Consider the following 18,464-nt stretch of genomic DNA (forward strand, 5'->3'; position numbering starts at 1 on the left):
TTCACGGTTCGAAGTACATGGGCAGAGCCTAGAGCAGCCAGCCTCGATCTACCTAGTCTATTTTCCGCGTGTATAAACATTCATAACCGATATATGATCGGCCAATAATTCCAACAAAGAGCGGCGCCATGAACCTCAGCAAGGTCGACCTCAACCTGTTCATCGTCTTCGACGCGATCTACACCGAAGCCAACCTGACCCGCGCCGGGCAGATCGTCGGCATCACCCAGCCGGCAGTGTCCAACGCCCTGTCGCGACTGCGCGAAACCTTCAACGACCCGCTGTTCGTACGTACCGCCCAGGGCATGGTGCCCACACCCATGGCCCAGAACATCATTGGCCCGGTGCGCAATGCCCTGGCACTCCTGCGCACCTCGGTGCAGGAAAGCCGCATTTTCAATCCGCAGCAGGCCAACAAGACCTTCCGCATCAGCATGACCGACCTCACCGAGGCGGTGATCCTGCCGCCGCTGTTCCAGCGCCTGCGCCGCCTGGCCCCGGCAGTGCTGATTGAAAGCTTCCTGTGCAAACGCCGCGAAACCACCAAGGAACTGGCCGCCGGGCGCCTGGACTTCGCCGTCGATGCCCCGCTGAACACCGACCCGCAGGTGCGCCACGTCAAGTTGATGCAGGACCGCTACGTCTGCGCCCTGCGCCAGGGCCACCCGCTCGCGGATGCCAAGCTGACCCTCGACAATTACCTGGGCATGACCCACATCCATATCTCCAGCCGCCGCAACGGCCTGGGCTACGTCGACCTGGCACTGGGCAAGATGGGCGTGCAACGCAAGGTCGCGCTGCGCTCCCAGCATTACCTGATGGCTTCGCAGGTGTTGCAGCAGACCGACATGGCCATGACCGTACCCGAGCGCTTCGCCCGCCGTCACCAGCTGCGTTTCCAGCCGCTACCGGTGGAGGTGCCAGCGCTGGAGACTCACCTGTACTGGCATGAGAGCACCGACCAGGACCCGGCCAACCGCTGGATGCGCGAGCAAATCATCGAATTGTGCGAGCGCGTGGTGGCCGAAGAAGAACGTGCGCTGGAGCCTGCCTGAAGCGCTCATGGCACTGTGGGCTCGCCTGGGCCCACAGAGAGAAAAACCATTCTTAAATGGTCTAACGATAGAGAAAAATATTCTCCATTAACCGGCTATCTGCAGCATAAAAAGCAAAATCATTTTCTCCCCAGCGCTTAGGCTTGATGCAACGATTGCCGACACCACGGTAACATTGCACGGACCCGCCCCATGCCTAGCGCCCCGCTCTATTTCGACTACGCCGCCACCACTCCGGTCGATGACCGGGTCATCGAAACCATGCTCACCTGTCTCGGTCGCCAGGTTAACTTCGGCAACCCCGCATCCCGTGGCCACGCCTACGGTCAAGCAGCACGCGAAGTAGTCGAACAGGCCCGTCGGCAAGTGGCCGAGCGGGTCGGTGCCCGCGCCGACGACATCGTCTGGACATCGGGCGCCACCGAGTCCAACAACCTGGCACTCAAGGGCATCGCCCAGGGCATGGCCCAGCCGGGCCACCTGATCACCAGCCAGCTGGAGCACAAGGCCGTGCTCGACACGGTCAAGGAACTGGAGCGCCAAGGCTGGGCCATCACCCGTCTGGCGCCGGACGCCAGCGGCCTGATCCAGCCCTACGCTGTGCAGGCAGCGCTGCGCGCGGACACCCGCCTGGTGTCGCTGATGGCCGTCAACAATGAACTGGGTACCGTCACCGATTTCGCTGCCATAGGCGAACGGGTTCGCGCCCATGGCGCCCTGCTGCATGTGGATGCGGCCCAGGCGGTCGGCAAGCTGGCCATTGACCTGCAGGCAATGGCGGTGGACCTGATGTCGTTCTCGGCGCACAAGGTGTATGGGCCAAAAGGCATCGGCGCGCTGTATGTCGGGCCTCGTGCCCGTGAGCTGATGTGCGCGCAGATCCACGGTGGCGGGCATGAGCAAGGGCTGCGCTCGGGGACCTTGCCGACGCACCAGATCGTCGGCATGGGCAGTGCCTTTGCCCTGGCCGGTGAGCCGGGAGACAGCGAGCACCAGCGTATCGAACGCTTGGCCATGCGCCTACGTGAAGGCTTGCTGGCATTGCCGGGGGTCAGCCTCAATGGCTGTGCCCTGCAGCGGATACCTCACACCCTGAACCTGTGCATCGAAGCCAACGGCTTCAACAGCATGGCCTTGGCCAGTGAGCTGGCGCTGTCGACCACCTCGGCCTGCAACTCGGCCAGCAACGCCGCCTCGCATGTGCTGTTGGCGCTGGGGCTGGATGAAGCGCGGGCACGCAAGAGCGTGCGCGTGAGTATCGGGCGGTTTACCAGCGAGGCCGAAGTGGACACGGCGATCGCGGTGTTCGGGCGGGCTTTGACGGCGGCTTCGGCTGCGCTTTGGTAACGCGCACTCAGCCCTTGCTCGCGTTGAGTGCCACGGCTGCCCGGATCAGGCTGATGAACGCCTGCTCGTCGATATCATCCCCTTCGAACACGTCGATGGCGCGGCGCGTATTGCCGTCGAGACTGGCATTGAACAGGCCCGTCGGGTCGGCCAGGTGTGCGCCTTTGGCGAAGGTCAGCTTGAGCTTGTCCTTGTAACTTTCACCGGTGCACAGGATGCCGGCGTGGGACCAGACCGGGACGCCACGCCATTTCACTTCCTCCAGCACCTCGGGGTCGGCCTGGTGGATCAGGGCTCGCAGGCGTGCGAGGGCCGGGCCGCGCCAGTCGCCCAAGGCGGCGATGCGGGTGTCGATCTGTTCGCTGGGGGTCAGGTCAGGCATGGCAAGATCCAGAAGCGCTCAGTGGGCTTCTCAGTATCGTTCATGCTTGAGGATTGTGTTGGCAGTGCTGGCCTCTTCGCGGGACAAGCCGGCACTGCCGACAACGCACTTACAGGAAGGTAAATACCGTCGAAGCCGGCAGACGCGACTTGTTCAGGCCGGCATTGAAGTCCGCCTCGCTGCGATAGCCCAGGCTCAATACCACGACGCTGCTGTAGCCCTGCTCACGCAGACCCAATTCGGCATCCAGCACCTTGCTGTCGAACCCTTCGATCGGCGTGGCATCCAGGCCATGGGCCGCTGCACCGAGCAGCGCGGTACCCAAGGCCAGGTAGGTCTGCTTCTCCATCCAGTGCTGCAGGTCTTTCTGATCGAAACGGTGCAGGTCCACATAGCCGCGACGGCTCTGGTTCTGCCCTGCCCGTGCCTGCTCGTCGCGGAAGCGGCCATCGGCCTGTTCCTGGTCAAGCACCGCATTCAGGTGCGCCTCGGTCATCTCGGTACGGGTGCAGAATACGATCACATGCGAAGCATCGAGGATTTTCGGCGAGTTGTAGGCAAAACGGCCGTCGGTGGCCTTGGCCAGGCGGGCCTTGCCTTCGGCGCTGTCGGCGACAACGAAATGCCAAGGCTGCGAGTTGACCGAGGACGGGCTGTGGCGCAGCTGTTCGAGCAGCGCATCGACCGTAGCCTGGGGAATCCTGCGGGTGGCATCGTAGGCCTTGGTGGTATAGCGGCGCTTGGCCAGGGAGACGGTATCCATGCTGCAACTCCAATCAACTAAACGGGATCTGTCGCGCATCTTATCTTTCCTGCAAACCGAAAAAAGCGGCAGAATGCAGCAACACTTTCACCCTTGGAGTGAAAATGCTCCGTTTCACCGACCTCGAACTGTTTGTGCGCAGCAGCGCCCTGGGCAGTTTCACCGCTGCCGCCCATGAAGCCGACCTGCTGCCGGGGCAAGTGGCCGCCGCGATCAAGCGCCTGGAGCGCGACCTCGACGTGCGCCTGTTCGCCCGCACCACCCGCAGCCTGCGCCTGACCGCCGAGGGCGAGCTGTACCTGCCCACCGCCCAGCGTGTACTGGACACCCTGCGCCAGGGCCACGAGCAGCTTCACGCTAGCCACAGCACCTTGCGCGGGGTGTTGCAGGTGTCCGCGCCTTCCGACATCGGCCGCAACCTGTTGCTGCCGTGGCTCAGCGCCTTTCGCCGCGAGCACCCGGCATTGAGCCTGCGCTTCTTCCTCTCCGACCAGATGGCCGATTTCAGCCGTGATCCGGTGGACATCGCCATCCGCTATGGCCTCAACCAGGACGCCAACTACATTGCCCTGCCGCTGGCCCCCTGGAACCGTCGGGTGGTGGTGGCCGCGCCCGGCTACCTGGCCCGCCACGGCCACCCCCGCACACCTGATGACCTGCAGCAACATGATTGCCTGCTGTACCTGCAGCACAATCGCGTGTACGACAAGTGGCAGCTTGGCAACCGCACCGTGCAGGTACGCGGGCCGCTGGTCAGCGACGATGCCGACGTGGTGCGGCGGTGGGCGCTGGAGGGTGAAGGCATCGTCTACAAGTCGTGGCTGGACGTCAGCGCCAACATCGCCGCCGGTGAACTGGAAATCCTGCTGCCGGAGCATCAGGGCGAAGCCACGCCGGTGACGCTGGTGTGCCCGCACCGCAAGCAGCTGTCGCCCGCCGTGACGCAACTGCACCTGTGGCTGCGCGAGCGTTTTGCCGCGCTGCAGCCTGCACAATTGTTCTAAACCGGCTGACGCATCTGCAGTAAGGTGAACTGCCCTATCCGTCAGCAGCGCAGCGCCATGAGCAACATCAGAGCACCGCAGGCCCGGTCTTTCTGCTCGAACCCGGCGACCTTCACGACGGCCACGCGCCGACTGCCGAAGGCTTCACTTATTCGACCCTGTACCTGGAACCGAACTGGCTGGACACGAGCTGCGGTGCATGGCCAGGAACTGGGCCGGTGCAGGTATTCAGTGACTCAGGGCCTCACGAAACCGCCGGGTACTGGCCACTGCCAGGATCAACCCGACCACCGCCACACTGCCGCCAACCATGCCAATATCGGCCACGCCCATCTGGCTACTGACGATACTGCCCAGCAGTGCCCCGCCACCGATGCCGATGTTGTAGATGCCGGAGAACAGCGCCATGGCCACGTCGGTGGCATCGGACGCCAGCTTCAAAGTCTTGGACTGCAGCGACAAGCTGAAGCTGAGGATCGCCACGCCCCAGAACATGCTCAACGCCGAGAACACATAGAAGTTGCCGGACAACGGCAGCAGCAACAGCAGACAAGCCGCCAACACGCCGATCGAGCCCACCAGGAAGCCATGGGGGAAGCGCTCGCTGTAACGGCTGAACAACAGCGAGCCGAACACGCCAGCGCCACCGAACAACAGCAGCAACAGCGTGGTGCGCTCGCCGCCGATCTGCGCCACGTGCAGGGCGAATGGCTCGATGTAGCTGTAGGCGGTGAATTGCGCGGTGATCACCAGGGTCACCAGCAGGTAGGTAATCACCAGCGCCGGGCGCTTGAACAAAATCGGCAGGCTGCGCAGCGAACCGGAGTTCTGGCTCGGCAGCAACGGCAGCGACTTCATCAGGCACAGCATGGTCACCAGCGCTACACCGGCAATGCTGAGGAAGGTGATGCGCCAGCCCAGTGCTTCGCCTACCACGCGGCCCAACGGTATGCCCAGTACCATCGCCAGGGTCGTGCCCGTCGCCAGCAACCCCAGTGCCTTGGCCTGCTGCCCCGGCGGTGCCACGCGCACGGCCAGCGACGCGGTGATGGCCCAGAACACGGCGTGGGCCAGGGCGATGCCAATTCGGCTGACCAGCAGCATGGCAAAACTCTGCGACAACCATGACAGCAGGTGGCTGAGAATGAACACCAGAAACACGAACAGCAGCAGGCGCCGGCGCTCGATGTTGCGGGTGAGCAGCATCATCGGCAACGAAGCCAGCGCCACCACCCAGGCATAGATGGTCAGCATCAGGCCGACCTGCGCGGTGGTCATGTCGAAGCTGCTGCCAATGTCACTGAGCAGCGCCACCGGGACGAACTCGGTGGTGTTGAAGATGAAGGCCGCCAGGGCCAGGGCGATCACGCTCAGCCAGCTGCCGTCACCCGCAGTCGGGGGCAGGTCGGTGGGTATGGGTCCGTTCATGGGCTGGAATCTGTTCTCCGCAGGCAAGGCGAAAGGACGCGCGTCAGGGGCCAAGTATCGGCCGCGCTGAGGCACGGGTTTGTTATTGGAAGGATTGCCCGCATGGTACGCGCCAAGCCTGGCCCTCACAACCACGAGAAGGCCAAGCCAGGCTATCGCCAGGTTCAGCCCTGCAGGGTCGCCATGTCGATCACGAAGCGGTACTTCACATCGCCCGCGATCATGCGCTCATAGGCCTGGTTGATGTTGCGGATGTCCAGCATCTCGATGTCGCAACGGATGTCATGGGCGGCACAGAAGTCCAGCACTTCCTGGGTTTCGGCAATGCCGCCAATCAGCGAACCGGCCAGCACCCGACGCTTCATTACCAGGTTGGCGGCATGCACGGCCGGATCGATCGGCTCGATCAGGCCAACCAGGATGTGCACGCCGTCGAACTTCAGGGTCTCCAGGTACGGGTTGAGGTCGTGCTGCACCGGGATGGTGTCGAGCAGGAAGTCGAAACGGCCGGCGGCGGCACGCATCTGCTCGGCATCGGTGGACACGATCACGTGGTCGGCGCCCTGGCGGCGGGCTTCCTCGGCCTTGGCCTGGGAGCGGGTGAACAGGGTCACTTCGGCGCCCAGGGCCTTGGCCAGCTTGATGCCCATGTGGCCCAGCCCGCCCATGCCGAGGATGCCGATCTTGTGACCGGGGCCGACGCCATGGTGCTTGAGCGGCGAGTAGGTGGTGATGCCCGCACAGAGGATCGGCGCTGCGCTGGGCAGGTCCATGCCGGCCGGGATGCGCACCACGAAGTGCTCGCTGACCACGATGCTGCTGGAGTAACCACCCATGGTGTTGCTGCCATCGACCCGGTCCGGGGTGGCGTAGGTCATGGTCGGGCCTTCCAGGCAGTATTGCTCAAGGTCCTTGGCACAGGCCTCGCAGTGGCGGCAGGAGTCGACCATGCAACCGACGCCGACCAGGTCGCCGACCTTGTGCGAGCTGACCTGGTCACCCACGGCGGTGACCCGGCCGATGATCTCGTGGCCAGGCATCAGCGGGTAGACGGCGATGCCCCACTCGTTGCGTGCCTGGTGGATGTCGGAGTGACACACGCCACAGTAGAGGATCTCGATGGCGACATCGTCCGGGCGCGGCGCACGGCGCTCGAAGGTCATGGGGGCCAAAGGGCTGGTCGGGGTTTGGGCGGCGTAACCGATGGCGGTGTACATGCGGGACCTCACGGGATAGTGAAACGATTCAGGGCGCGCATTCTGCTCGCCATCGTCCTCCCGGCCCACGGCTGATTCTCCGGCATCCATGCCTGATTCTCCGAACCTGCCAGCGGCCATCTGGCGCTGGCCAGCCAATCTGCGATCATGAAACTGTCTGATTCTCTGCCCTGGTTTCATCATGCAATTGACCCGCCACGTCGACGCCAACGCCCCGCTGTGTTCGCTGATCCGCAGCCTGGCCACCCGCCCCGGTTTCGCGCCCACGTACTTGCCCCAGGTGCAGGTACTGAGCTGGGACCACTACGTGGCCAGCAGCCCGCAGATCTACGAGCCGAGCCTGATGATCCTGGCCCAGGGCAGCAAACTGGCGCGCCTGGGCCCGCGCACCCTGGAGTACGGTGCCGGCCATTATCTGGTGCAGGCGCTGTCGGTGCCATTCATGTGCGAAACCTTTGCCACCGCCGACGAGCCACTCCTGGGCGTGGCGGTGGATATCGACCGTGGTGTGCTTGGCGAACTGGTGCAGAGCATGGACCTGGCACCCGACCCGGCGGTACAGGCGCAAACGCCACAGTCGATGACCTCGGCGGCGCTCGATGCACCGATGCGTGAGTCCGTGGAACGCCTGCTGCACTGCCTGCAGGACCCATTAGATGCCAAGGTGCTGGGCCCGGCGCGCATCCGCGAGGTGTTGTATACCGCCCTGCGCGGCCCCCAGGCAGGGGTGCTGCGGGCACTGGTGGAGCAACAGGGGCACTTCGCCCGCATCGGTGCGGCACTCATGCACTTGCGCGAGCACTACACCGAGCCGCTGAGTGTCGAGGCGCTGGCGGCCTGCGCCAACATGAGCGTGTCGACCTTCCACGAGCACTTCAAACGCTGCACCGACATGGCGCCGATGCAGTACCTCAAGCGCCTGCGCCTGCTCAAGGCGCAGCAGATGCTGATCGGTGAAGGGCTGGGGGTGGCGCAGGCGGCGCATCGGGTGGGGTACCAGAGCACCTCGCAGTTCAGCCGCGAGTACAAGCGCCAGTTTGCCCGCAGCCCGGGGGATGAGCTGCCCTACCAGAGCCTGCCGGTCTGACCCCGGCCCGGTTCACTGCCGCTCGACCATGGCAATGATCGCAGCCTGCAACTCGGCCTTGGCCTGCTTCGCCTCCAGTTCACCTGCCGCAGCCGCCTGCGACAGCGCCTCGGCCGCGCCCACCAGCAGGCGCATGCCCGCCGCGCCAATCTCACCCCTTGTCGGTGCAAACTCGCCCAACGCTGCGCGGCATTTGTCTAGAAACGGCTGTTCATAGGCCCGCTTCAACGCCTCCAGCTCCGGCGACCCGGCCAGCGCCGCCGACACCCCAGGCATCTCCCGCCCCTGGCTCATCACACAATCGACATAGGCCGCGGCAATGACCCCGGCACGCCCCGGCAAGGTCGCCTCACAGCCGTCCAGGGCCTGCGCGAGCATCACCGACTGGCGCGCATCGTAATCCTGGTACAGCGCCGCCAGCAGCCCGGTGCGGGTCTCGAAATGGTCATACACCACCGGCTTGGTGACTCCGGCCTGCTCCGCCAGGCGGCCGAGGCTCAGGGCCTCGGTGCCTTCCTCGCGCACCAGTTGCCAGGCCACGTCGAGTAGCTGGCGCCGCCGCTCTTCCCGGGAAAGTCGCTTGCGTGGCTGAGCCTTGTCATCGCTTGACATCAATTACCTACCAAAAGTAACTTACTAAACGTAACTTGCCTTGAGTATATAGCGCTCAAGGCAGCAAAGCACCTTCACACTGGAGAGACCACCATGCAAGCCTTGATCGTCATCGGCCATCACGACCCCGAGTCCCTTACCCATGCCCTGGCCCGGCAGATTGCCGACGGCCTGGCCAGCGCCGGCCACGGTAGCGAAATCGCCGACCTGGCCCGCGAAGGCTTCGACCCTCGTTTCGGTCTGGCTGACCACGCCGTGCACCGGGGCCTGGCCGCTCCACCGGCCGACGTGCTGCTGGAGCAAGCCCGCATCGACCGCGCCGATACCCTGGTGCTTGTCTACCCGATCTACTGGTGGTCGCTGCCGGCCTTGCTCAAAGGCTGGGTCGAGCGGGTGTTCAGCAATGGCTGGGCGTTCGACTACCAGGGCGGCGTCACTACCAAGAAACTGCGTGGCATGAAGGTGCACCTGGTCGGTGTGGCAGGTGCCGATGCCAGCAGCTTCGAGCGCCATGGCTACGGTGAGGCGATGCGCGTGCAGATCGAGCATGGCATCTTCGATTATTGCGGCGCCGAGGTGCTCAGTTCGACCCTCCTGGATGACAGCGAAGGGCCGGATGCCGCCCTGCACCTGCGTACCGCCCGCACCTTGGGCGAGCAGTTGTTCACGCCGGCCCGCAGCCAGATCGCCTGAGCGGCGCTAGTCGGTTAGCGGCCATTGCGCCAGCGGCCAGTAGCGGCCCTTGCGCGATTCATACAAGGTGAAATGCCTGGCGCTGAGATGGAACTCAGGCGCCACAGCCGCCTCCGGGGCCTGGCCGCGAAAGTCCCGTGACAGGGTGAGGTGCGGGCGGTACTCGCGGGCCTGTTCTTCGAACCCCATCGGCAGCAACGCCTGCTGCAGGCCATAGATCAGCTGGCGCAAGGCGGCCGGCGTGTCCTGCGGCTCCAGCACCAGCACATTGGCGCGCTGCCAAGTCTTCAGCTGGTCCAGCAGCAGGCGCAGCGGCGCCCCCGGCCGCACCAAGTTGTCTACCGCCGCGCAGATGGCCGGCACCTGCGCCGCATCTACATCCCCCAGAAACAGCAAGGTCAGGTGGAAGTTTTCGCTCGGCACCGGCTTGCCGCTGCGCAGGTTCAAACCGCGCCGCCACTGGCTGATCGCACGGCGCTGGGCGTCGCTGACAGGCAAGGCGAAGAACAACCTTTTGAACGGGGTGCCACTCGGGCGAATGTCCTGAATCATGTGAACTCCATCACGTGAAACGTTTTTGCACGCTATAGGGCCTTACACCAATGTCGCCCCGCATTAACGTAACAATAAGTACAAACTGCCCCCATGATTGTTTATGCTGGCGAGCTTATGCCATGGCGCATGGCCATTTTTCGACAAGTAACCGTCCATGAAAATTGCACTCGTACTGATCTTCGTCCTTTCGATCGCCTATGTTCACCTGCGCGGTCGGGTGCGCCACAAGCTGACCCGTCAGCTGGGCGACCATTCCAGCTTCCTGGCCCCGGTCAACAGCTTCCTGTACCTGTTTTCCAAGCACCCGGCCAAGCCCTACCTGCCGGTCGAGGCGTTCCCGGAACTGCAGCCGCTCATGGAGCACTGGCAGGAGATTCGTGCCGAAGGCCAGCAGCTGCTGCACGTGGGCGAGATCAAGAAGTCCGACAATTATGACGACGTCGGTTTCAATTCGTTCTTCAAGACCGGCTGGAAGCGCTTCTACCTGAAGTGGTACGGCGAAAGCCACCCGTCGGCCATGACCCTGTGCCCCCGCACTACCGAGCTGCTGCAAGGCATCGGCACGGTCAAGGCGGCGATGTTCGCCACCCTGCCACCGGGTGCCAAGCTGGTCCGCCACCGTGACCCGTACGCCGGTTCGTACCGCTTCCACCTCGGCCTGGACACGCCGAACGATGACGGTTGCTACATCGACGTGGACGGCGAGAAGTACTCCTGGCGCGATGGCGAGGGCGTGGTCTTCGACGAGACCTACATCCACTATGCCGCCAACACCACCGAGCACAACCGCATCATCCTGTTCTGCGACATCGAGCGCCCGCTGAAGTACCGCTGGGCCACCGCGTTCAACCGCTGGTTCAGCCGCAACGTCATGGCCGCCGCCGCCGCGCCCAACGACGCCGGCGACAAGACCGGTGGCATCAACCGCCTGTTCACCCGTATCTACAAGATTCGCGAGCGTGGCAAGGCGCTGAAGAAGCGCAACCGCATGCGCTACTACCTGGAAAAGTGGCTGGTGGTCGCCGCTCTGGTGCTGGTGTTCGTCTACATCTGACGCACGTTGGCAATGGCAGAAACGGCCTTGTTTGGCCGTTTCAAGCCAGCCAGCACCAAAGTACAAGCCTCACTTCCCACGCTTCGACTAGCATGAAAGCTCCACTCGCAACCTTTCCAAGGTGAAGACGATGAGCATGATGGACTGGGACGCCTACCGTAAGCAGCTGATGGCCGGCATCGGCGATCTCAAGCAATTGTCCCCCGACACCGTGGCCGGCTACATGACCGCCAGCGGCGCGGGCGCCAAGACCAACCACCTGGACGCCAAAACCCGCGAACTGATCTCCCTGGCCGTGGCCGTCACCACCCGTTGCGACGGCTGCATCGCCGTGCACTCGCAACAGGCCGTCAAGCACGGCGCCACCCGTGAAGAGATCGCCGAGGCGCTGGGTGTGGCCGTGGCGATGAATGCCGGGGCCGCGCTGGTCTATTCGGCCCGCGCCATGGATGCGGTGGGCAAGGCCAACGGCTGAAGCCCGACGGCGTCGCCGCCCTTGCGCGACGGCGCCGCGCCACCCAGACTTGGCGGCCTAGCCATTGCAGGAACCGCCATGATCCACATCCGCCCCATGACGCCCGAAGACTTCGAGCGTTTCTGGCCGACCTTCCAGGCCATCGTCCAGGCCCGCGAAACCTACGCCTTCGACCCCGAACTGGACGTCGAGCAGGCACGCCAGCTGTGGCTGCAACTGCCACTGCACACCCTGGTGGCCGAAGCCGATGGTGAGCTGCTCGGCTCCTACTACCTCAAGGCCAACGCCGCCGGCCCTGGCGCCCATGTCGGCAACTGCGGCTACATGGTCTGCGACGCCGCCCGTGGCCGTGGCGTGGCCCGGCTGATGTGCGAGCACTCGCAGAAGTTGGCGCGCCAGGAAGGTTTTTTGGCATTGCAGTTCAATTCGGTGGTGGCGAGCAACGAAGTGGCGGTGGCTTTGTGGACCAAGCTCGGCTTCGAGACCGTTGGCCGCCTGCCCAAAGCCTATCGCCATGCCCGCCTCAGGTTGGTCGACTGCCTGGTGATGTACAAGTGGCTGGCCGATGAGCCGGTGGTGGAAAAGCCTCCCCTGCTGATCGGGCGCAAGAACATCGAAGCACGGGTGTCGCGCCGCCGAGGGCGCTGACACGCACATTTGACGTGCTGGCCATTCGATGGTCAGATGCCCGCCAGTTTCAGGTGTCCTGCGCCGCCGTACGCAGGGTGAAACGGGAAGCCGGTGCGTCGTGGTTCACGACAAGTCCGGCGCTGCCCCCGCAACGGTAAGCGAGCGATGCCTTCGACACACCACTGTGCGCCAGCATGGGAAGGTGAAGGCCTCATGCCCCTCGCAAGCCCGGAGACCGGCCTGAAGCCTCACTTGGCAACCCGCGGTGGGCGGGCGCAGGCCGGTATCCGCGTGCGCCCCTGCACGCGTGGTGTGCCTTTGCGTGTTTTCCACCGGGATCCATTCATTCCTGCAGCAGTGGAACGACATGTCCCGATTCCTCAAGCTTCAACCCCTGGCGGCCTGCCTGGCCGTCACGCTGCCAGCCCTGGCCGACGAACCCGTGCTGAACCTCCCCTCCACGGCCATCACCGATAGCGGTGACCCACAACGCGTCGACCTGGCCACGCCGACCGAGGCCGGTTCACGGCTGAACCTCACTGCCCTGGAAACCCCGGCCAGCACCAGCAGTATCACTGCCGAACAGATCAAGCAGCGCAACAACCTCACCGTGCAGGACGCCGTGACCCGCTCGCCCGGCATCACCTTCATCGGCAACCCGGGCGATGGCGGCACCGGCCTGTCGGCGCGTGGTTTCACCGGCCATGGCTCGGTGATGACCCTGTTCGATGGCGCGCGCCTGTATACCGGGGCCGGCACCCAGACCTTCCCGGTCGACCCGTGGATGGTCGAGCAGATCGACATCATCCGCGGCCCGGCTTCGGTGCTGTATGGCGAAGGCGCGACCGGCGCGGTGGTCAACGTGATCCCGAAAAAAACCTTCGCTGGCGACATCCGCAACCGCGTGCGGCTGGGCTACGGTTCCTGGGATCGCCAACAACTGGGGCTGGACAGCGGCGGCAGCCTCAGTGAACGCCTGAGCTACCGCCTGACCCTGAACCAGCAGGGCGGCAACGGCTGGGTCGACCGCACCGACTCGCGCAGCCTGGCGCTCAGTGCCGCGCTGCGCTTCGATGCCAGCGACGACCTGAGCTTCACCCTCGCCCACGAGCGCGGCGACGCCCAGCCCGCCAACTACTACGGCACGCCGCTGATCGACGGCCATTACCGCAGCAGCCTGCGCAAGAAGAACTACAACATCCAGAACGACGAGCAACGCTACCACGACGAGTGGACCCGCTTCACCACCGACTGGACGATCAACGACCAGCTCAGTGCCAGCAACCAGCTCTACTACATCAAGAGCCGCCGCCACTGGCGCAATGCCGAAAACTACAGCTGGGACGCCGATCGCGCGATGCTGGAGCGTCAGAGCTACCTGGAGATCAAGCACAATCAGGAGCAGATCGGCGACCGCCAGACCTTCACCTTCGACCACAGCCTGTTCGGCCTGGCCAGCAAGACGCTGGTCGGTGTCGAATACAACAAGGTGCGTTTCAACGTCGACAGCAACCGGCCCTACAACGACGTGGGCGGCGACTACATCGACCCGTGGCAGCCGACCGCAGGCTGGTTCCACAGCGACTCGCCAACCCGCCCGCAGACGCTGTCCACCACCCACACCTTTGCCATGTTCGCCGAGAACCGCCTGCAGCTCAGCGAGCGCCTGTCGCTGGTGACCGGCGTACGCCGCGACCAGAACAACATCGACCGCGACAACCTGGTTGACGGCAGCCGCAGCGACCGCAGCCTGCAGGGCGGCAACTGGCGCGCCGGGCTGGTGTTCGCGCTCAACGACAATCTGTCGCTGTACGGCCAGTACTCCACCAGCGAGGACGGCGTGGATAACCTGGTCAGCCTCAGCCCGTCGCAGATGCACTACGACCTGACCGAAGCGAAGCAGACCGAACTAGGCCTCAAGCAGCGCTTCTGGGAGGGCCGTGGCGAGTGGACGCTGGCGGCGTTCCATATCGTCAAGAAGAAGCTGCTGGTGGATGACCCGATCACCCACGAGGCGCAACAGGCCGGGCAGCAGACCTCCAACGGCCTGGAGGCGTCGCTGGAACTGGCCCTGGGGCAGCAGTGGCAGGTGTCGGCCAATGCCGCGCTGGTACGGGCGAAGTACGATGATTTCGACGAGGTGGTCGATGGCGTTGCACTAGACCGTGCCGGCAACCGCCCGGCCAATGTGCCACGGCGCACGGCCAACCTGTGGCTGAGCAAAGGCTTCGACCAGCAAGTCGAGGCCGGGATTGGCGCGCGGTATGTGGATGAGCGTTATGCCAACACGGCCAATAGCCAAAGTGCGCCGGGATATACCGTGGTCGATGCCAACATTGGCTGGCAGGTGCTGCCGGATGTGCGCCTGGGGTTGCAGGTGAACAACCTGTTCGATCGCGAGTATGTGGCGTCGGTATTCAGTGACGAGCAGTGGGTGATGGGCGCGCCGCGGTCCTACTTCGCTACCGTGGATTACACCTTCTGACTTGATGGCCATTCGCGGGACAAGTCGGATCGCCCCGCGAAGAGGCCGGCACAGGCGACACAAAAAAACGCTATCGGAAGAAAATGAAATAGTTATAAGATAACGTTTCATTTGACATTCATTCCTGCCTGCGACCCCTCCATGACCAGCGCCTCAGCCCTCCCCACTCAGCTCACCCAGCGCCTGCAGAGCATCGATGCCCTGCGCGGCCTGGTGATCCTGTTCATGCTGCTCGACCACGTACGTGAAACCTTCTTCCTGCACCGCCAGGTCAGCGATCCGATGACCATCGATGCCACCGACCCGTCGCTGTTCGCCAGCCGCACCCTGGCGCATCTGTGCGCCCCGGTGTTCGTCCTGCTCACCGGCCTGTCGGCCTGGCTGTATGGCGAGAAATACCAAGGCCGCAGCGATGTGTCGGCGTTCCTGTTCAAGCGCGGGCTGTTCCTGGTGGTGCTGGAGTTCACTCTGGTCAACTTCGCCTGGACCTTCCAGCTGCCGCCGAGCGTGGTCTACATGCAGGTGATCTGGGCCATTGGCGTAAGCATGATCGCGCTGTCGCTGCTGGTGTGGCTGCCGCGTCCTGCCCTGCTCGCCCTGGGCGCGCTGATCATCGCCGGGCACAACCTGTTCGATGGCCTGCACTTCGGCGTGAAATCGGCCCTGCATGTGCCGTGGGCGATCCTGCATGACCGCGGCTGGCTCGACGTCTCGGAGAACCTGCGCCTGCGCACCTCCTACCCGGTGCTGCCGTGGATCGGCGTGATCGCCCTGGGCTACGGCCTCGGCCCGTGGTTCGCCCGTGGCAGCGACGGCGGCGAGCGCCAGCACCGCCTGCTGCTGGCCGGTGTCATCGCCTTGCTCGGCTTCATGGTGCTGCGCATCTACAACGGCTACGGCGAGGCGCCGTGGAGCGGCTACCCGAGCGTCACCCAGACGCTGATGAGCTTCTTCAACATCACCAAGTACCCACCCTCGCTGCTGTTCCTGGCCCTGACCCTGGGTTGCGGCCTGCTGTTGCTGCGCGCCTTCGAGCGCGCCGGGCTGGCCCGCTGGATCAGCGCCCTGGCGGTGTTCGGGTCAGCGCCAATGTTCTTCTACCTGCTGCACCTGTACGTGCTCAAGTTGCTGTACCTGGCGTGCGTGGCGCTGCTGGGCCTCAACCATGGTGACTACTTCGGCTTCGACGGCATCGGCGCGGTGTGGCTAAGCGCGGTGTTGCTGGCCGTTGCGCTGTACCTGCCCGTGCGCTGGTTCGCCCGGCTCAAGGCGCGTCGGCGTGACATCGCCTGGCTCAAGTACTTCTGATTTAAACGTTTTCACCCGGAGGTCTGATGGTCTACCATGCGGCCCGCCGGTTTCCGCCACGGAACTAACAGGGAATCCCAGGCCCGCCACAATTGGCGCGCCAAACGGAACTGCCCCCGCAACTGTAGGTGCCGAGCCTGCTCCATCGATGCCACTGGATCAATGATCCGGGAAGGCCGGAGCCAGGTGACGACGCACCAGTCAGGAGACCTGCCGGCATACATTCACCAACCGGCGGGGTGTCCGGGATGGCCATCTGTGCTGCCCTCGCGCCTGCGAGGGCCGGCGATGCCTGTCCGTGCGTTCCTCACCAGAACTGACCGATAGGAGATCGCCCCGCATGCTGCTGCGCTTCACATCCTTGCTGGCGGGCCTGAGCCTGACTGGCCTGGCCCAGGCTGCCGCCACCCACTACCCGCTGACCGTCGACAACTGCGGCGCGCCGCAGACTTTCGCTCAGGCGCCCGAGCGCGCGGTCACCATCGGCCAGGCCGGCACCGAGATGCTCTATGCCCTGGGCCTGGGCGACAAGCTGGCCGGCACCTCGCTGTGGTTCAACAACGTGCTCCCCGAATACCAGGCGGTGAACGCCAAGGTGCCGCGCCTGGCCGACAACGACCCAAGCTTCGAGGCGGTGGTCGGCAAGCGCCCACAACTGGTGGCCGTGCAGTTCGAGTGGATGGTCGGCGCTCAAGGCGTAGTCGCCACCCGCGAGCAGTTCAGTGAGCTGAAGATCCCCACTTACCTGCTGCCCTCGGACTGCGAAGGCAAGGACAACCTGGTCGGCGCCGACGGCACCCGCCTGCAGGCGTTTCAGGTCGAGAGCCTCTACAAGAGTGTCAGCCAGCTGGCCGAGATCTTCGACGTGCAGGACCGTGGCGCGGCGCTGAACAACGACCTCAAGGCACGCCTGAATAGTGCGAAGCAGCAGCTGGCAGGCAAGGACCTGTCGCAGACTTCGGCACTGTTCTGGTTCTCCAGCGCCGACCTCGACATCGACCCCTACGTCGCCGGCCGCCAGGGCGTGGCCGACTTCATGCTGCGCACCCTGGGCGTGCGCAACGTGGTCGAATCGACCGAGGAATGGCCGACCGTGGGCTGGGAAACCCTGGCCAAGGCCAACCCGACCTGGCTGATCATCGCGCGCATGGACCGCCGCCGCTTCCCTGCAGACGACTACCAGAAGAAGCTCGAATTCCTGCGCAGCGACCCGGTGACGAAGAACATGGACGCGGTAAAGAACGACCGCATCATCATCCTCGACGCCGACGCCATGCAGGCCGGCATCCGCCTGTTCCGCGGCCTGCAGACTTTGTCTGCGGCCTTCGCCAGCGGTAAAGCGGCGCAGCGATGAACGCCCTGCCCTACACCGCCCTGGCCGTGCTGGCCCTGCTCGCGGCCGTGCTGGCTGGTACCGCCATCGGCGAGACCAACCTGCCACCGAACTTGGTCTGCCAGGTGCTGGCCAACCACCTGTGGCAGGCCGGCTACCCGGTCGACCCGATCGATGCCGGCATCGTCTGGAACTACCGCCTGACCCGCTCGCTGGTCGCTGCCGCTTGCGGTGCAGGTCTGGCGACCTGCGGGGTGATCCTGCAGGCTCTGCTGCGTAACCCTCTGGCCGAGCCCTACCTGCTCGGGCTGTCCGCCGGCGCTTCGACCGGTGCAGTGCTGGTCGGCCTGCTGGGCTTGGGCAGTGTCACCCTGAGCATGTCCGGCGGCGCCTTCATCGGTGCCCTGGCAGCCTTTGCCCTGGTGCTGGTGCTGGCCCGTGCGGCCGGGCCAAGCAACAACAACGCCCAGGTGATCCTCGCCGGCATTGCCGGCTCGCAGCTGTTCACGGCACTTACCGCCTTCCTCATCACCAAGTCGGCCACCGCCGAGCAGGCGCGCGGCATCCTGTTCTGGTTGCTGGGCAACCTCAGCGGTGTGCGCTGGCCGTCGGTGTGGATGGCGTTGCCGGTGGCGCTGTTCGGGCTGCTGGTGTGCCTGTGGCACCGCCGGGCGCTGGATGCCTTCACCTTCGGCGCCGACTCGGCGGCCTCGCTGGGCATCGCCGTGCGCCGCACGCAGTTGCTGCTGATCAGTTGCGCGGCACTGGTAACGGCCGTGATGGTGTCGATCGTCGGTGCCATCGGTTTCGTCGGCCTGGTCATCCCCCACGCCCTGCGCCTACTGCTCGGTCCCGGCCATGGCCGGCTGCTGCCGGCCAGCGCCCTGGGCGGCGCGCTGTTCCTGATTGCCGCCGATGTGCTGTCGCGCACGTTGATAACTGGCCAGGTGATTCCGGTCGGCGTGGTCACCGCCTTGATCGGCGCGCCGGTGTTCGCGCTGATCCTGGTCAGCCGCCGGGGGCGCCCATGACCGTC

The 18,464-nt window shown here is 64.7% G+C and carries 18 protein-coding genes, 1 pseudogene and 2 riboswitches; of the genes and pseudogenes, 13 read left to right on the top strand and 6 right to left on the bottom strand.

Features of this window, described 5'->3' with window-relative positions; all coding sequences use genetic code 11:
- Nucleotides 1–128: 128 nt before the first annotated feature.
- Together ACOKS3_RS17875 and ACOKS3_RS17880 are read left to right on the top strand one after the other, a co-directional pair.
- The gene (locus ACOKS3_RS17875) at nt 129–1,055 is read left to right on the top strand and encodes a LysR family transcriptional regulator (RefSeq protein ID WP_103447975.1); all 927 of its coding nucleotides are present in this window, start codon (nt 129–131) and stop codon (nt 1,053–1,055) included.
- Between the two features lie 192 nt (nt 1,056–1,247).
- Complete coding sequence (locus ACOKS3_RS17880; RefSeq protein WP_103447976.1) at nt 1,248–2,402, top strand: cysteine desulfurase family protein; 1,155 nt, start codon at nt 1,248–1,250, stop codon at nt 2,400–2,402.
- A gap of 7 nt (nt 2,403–2,409) precedes the next feature.
- Here the strand turns inward: ACOKS3_RS17880 and ACOKS3_RS17885 are convergent, their stop codons facing one another.
- Together ACOKS3_RS17885 and nfsB are read right to left on the bottom strand one after the other, a co-directional pair.
- On the bottom strand, nt 2,410–2,784 hold the full coding sequence (locus ACOKS3_RS17885; RefSeq protein WP_103447977.1) for a DUF1801 domain-containing protein: 375 nt from the start codon (nt 2,782–2,784) through the stop codon (nt 2,410–2,412).
- A gap of 109 nt (nt 2,785–2,893) precedes the next feature.
- On the bottom strand, nt 2,894–3,547 hold the full coding sequence (gene nfsB, locus ACOKS3_RS17890) for an oxygen-insensitive NAD(P)H nitroreductase (protein WP_103447978.1): 654 nt from the start codon (nt 3,545–3,547) through the stop codon (nt 2,894–2,896).
- A 104-nt stretch (nt 3,548–3,651) separates the two neighbouring features.
- Between nfsB and ACOKS3_RS17895 the strand changes: the two genes are divergently transcribed.
- Together ACOKS3_RS17895 and ACOKS3_RS17900 are read left to right on the top strand one after the other, a co-directional pair.
- Complete coding sequence (locus ACOKS3_RS17895) at nt 3,652–4,551, top strand: LysR family transcriptional regulator (RefSeq protein WP_422763560.1); 900 nt, start codon at nt 3,652–3,654, stop codon at nt 4,549–4,551.
- A 53-nt stretch (nt 4,552–4,604) separates the two neighbouring features.
- Nucleotides 4,605–4,802, top strand: a pseudogene (locus ACOKS3_RS17900) (AraC family ligand binding domain-containing protein); the annotation flags it as partial.
- On the opposite strand, the gene ACOKS3_RS17905 reads toward ACOKS3_RS17900, so the two are convergent.
- Together ACOKS3_RS17905 and calA are read right to left on the bottom strand one after the other, a co-directional pair.
- Nucleotides 4,780–5,979, bottom strand: coding sequence for a sugar transporter (locus ACOKS3_RS17905; RefSeq protein WP_103447980.1), 1,200 nt, complete (start codon nt 5,977–5,979; stop codon nt 4,780–4,782). The pseudogene ACOKS3_RS17900 and the gene ACOKS3_RS17905 sit on opposite strands and share 23 nt — an antisense overlap.
- A gap of 164 nt (nt 5,980–6,143) precedes the next feature.
- The gene (gene calA / locus ACOKS3_RS17910; protein ID WP_103447981.1) at nt 6,144–7,196 is read right to left on the bottom strand and encodes a vanillin reductase; all 1,053 of its coding nucleotides are present in this window, start codon (nt 7,194–7,196) and stop codon (nt 6,144–6,146) included.
- Nucleotides 7,197–7,377: 181 nt separating this feature from the next.
- On the opposite strand from calA, the gene ACOKS3_RS17915 reads away from it, so the two are divergent.
- Entirely contained in the window at nt 7,378–8,283 is a 906-nt protein-coding gene (locus ACOKS3_RS17915; protein WP_103447982.1) for an AraC family transcriptional regulator, read from the top strand.
- A gap of 12 nt (nt 8,284–8,295) precedes the next feature.
- On the opposite strand, the gene ACOKS3_RS17920 is transcribed toward ACOKS3_RS17915, so the two are convergent.
- Entirely contained in the window at nt 8,296–8,895 is a 600-nt protein-coding gene (locus ACOKS3_RS17920) for a TetR/AcrR family transcriptional regulator (RefSeq protein ID WP_103447983.1), read from the bottom strand.
- A gap of 93 nt (nt 8,896–8,988) precedes the next feature.
- On the opposite strand from ACOKS3_RS17920, the gene ACOKS3_RS17925 reads away from it, so the two are divergent.
- On the top strand, nt 8,989–9,588 hold the full coding sequence (locus tag ACOKS3_RS17925) for an NAD(P)H-dependent oxidoreductase (RefSeq protein WP_103447984.1): 600 nt from the start codon (nt 8,989–8,991) through the stop codon (nt 9,586–9,588).
- A 6-nt stretch (nt 9,589–9,594) separates the two neighbouring features.
- On the opposite strand, the gene thpR is transcribed toward ACOKS3_RS17925, so the two are convergent.
- Complete coding sequence (thpR, locus tag ACOKS3_RS17930; RefSeq protein ID WP_103447985.1) at nt 9,595–10,140, bottom strand: RNA 2',3'-cyclic phosphodiesterase; 546 nt, start codon at nt 10,138–10,140, stop codon at nt 9,595–9,597.
- Nucleotides 10,141–10,297: 157 nt separating this feature from the next.
- On the opposite strand from thpR, the gene lpxO reads away from it, so the two are divergent.
- From lpxO to ACOKS3_RS17965, 7 genes are all read left to right on the top strand, one after another.
- Complete coding sequence (lpxO, locus tag ACOKS3_RS17935) at nt 10,298–11,197, top strand: lipid A hydroxylase LpxO (RefSeq protein ID WP_103447986.1); 900 nt, start codon at nt 10,298–10,300, stop codon at nt 11,195–11,197.
- 130 nt (nt 11,198–11,327) lie between these two features.
- Nucleotides 11,328–11,672, top strand: coding sequence for a carboxymuconolactone decarboxylase family protein (locus ACOKS3_RS17940; protein ID WP_027919898.1), 345 nt, complete (start codon nt 11,328–11,330; stop codon nt 11,670–11,672).
- Between the two features lie 78 nt (nt 11,673–11,750).
- On the top strand, nt 11,751–12,320 hold the full coding sequence (locus ACOKS3_RS17945; RefSeq protein WP_422763559.1) for a GNAT family N-acetyltransferase: 570 nt from the start codon (nt 11,751–11,753) through the stop codon (nt 12,318–12,320).
- A 34-nt stretch (nt 12,321–12,354) separates the two neighbouring features.
- A riboswitch (cobalamin riboswitch) is annotated at nt 12,355–12,560 on the top strand.
- Between the two features lie 109 nt (nt 12,561–12,669).
- Entirely contained in the window at nt 12,670–14,787 is a 2,118-nt protein-coding gene (locus ACOKS3_RS17950; protein ID WP_103447988.1) for a TonB-dependent receptor, read from the top strand.
- 141 nt (nt 14,788–14,928) lie between these two features.
- Nucleotides 14,929–16,095 carry an acetyltransferase domain-containing protein gene (locus ACOKS3_RS17955; protein ID WP_422763558.1) on the top strand — a complete coding sequence of 389 codons (1,167 nt, stop codon included), beginning with the start codon at nt 14,929–14,931 and terminating at the stop codon, nt 16,093–16,095.
- A gap of 30 nt (nt 16,096–16,125) precedes the next feature.
- Nucleotides 16,126–16,327, top strand: a riboswitch (cobalamin riboswitch).
- Between the two features lie 108 nt (nt 16,328–16,435).
- Nucleotides 16,436–17,449: an ABC transporter substrate-binding protein gene (locus ACOKS3_RS17960; RefSeq protein WP_103447990.1), complete on the top strand. Its 1,014-nt coding sequence runs from the start codon at nt 16,436–16,438 to the stop codon at nt 17,447–17,449.
- Nucleotides 17,446–18,459 carry a FecCD family ABC transporter permease gene (locus tag ACOKS3_RS17965; RefSeq protein WP_103447991.1) on the top strand — a complete coding sequence of 338 codons (1,014 nt, stop codon included), beginning with the start codon at nt 17,446–17,448 and terminating at the stop codon, nt 18,457–18,459. The genes ACOKS3_RS17960 and ACOKS3_RS17965 overlap by 4 nt, the downstream gene beginning before the upstream one ends.
- The last annotated feature ends 5 nt before the right edge of the window (nt 18,460–18,464 follow it).

The organism is Pseudomonas sp. HS6-2 (assembly GCF_049325675.2).
Classification (GTDB): domain Bacteria; phylum Pseudomonadota; class Gammaproteobacteria; order Pseudomonadales; family Pseudomonadaceae; genus Aquipseudomonas; species Aquipseudomonas putida_N.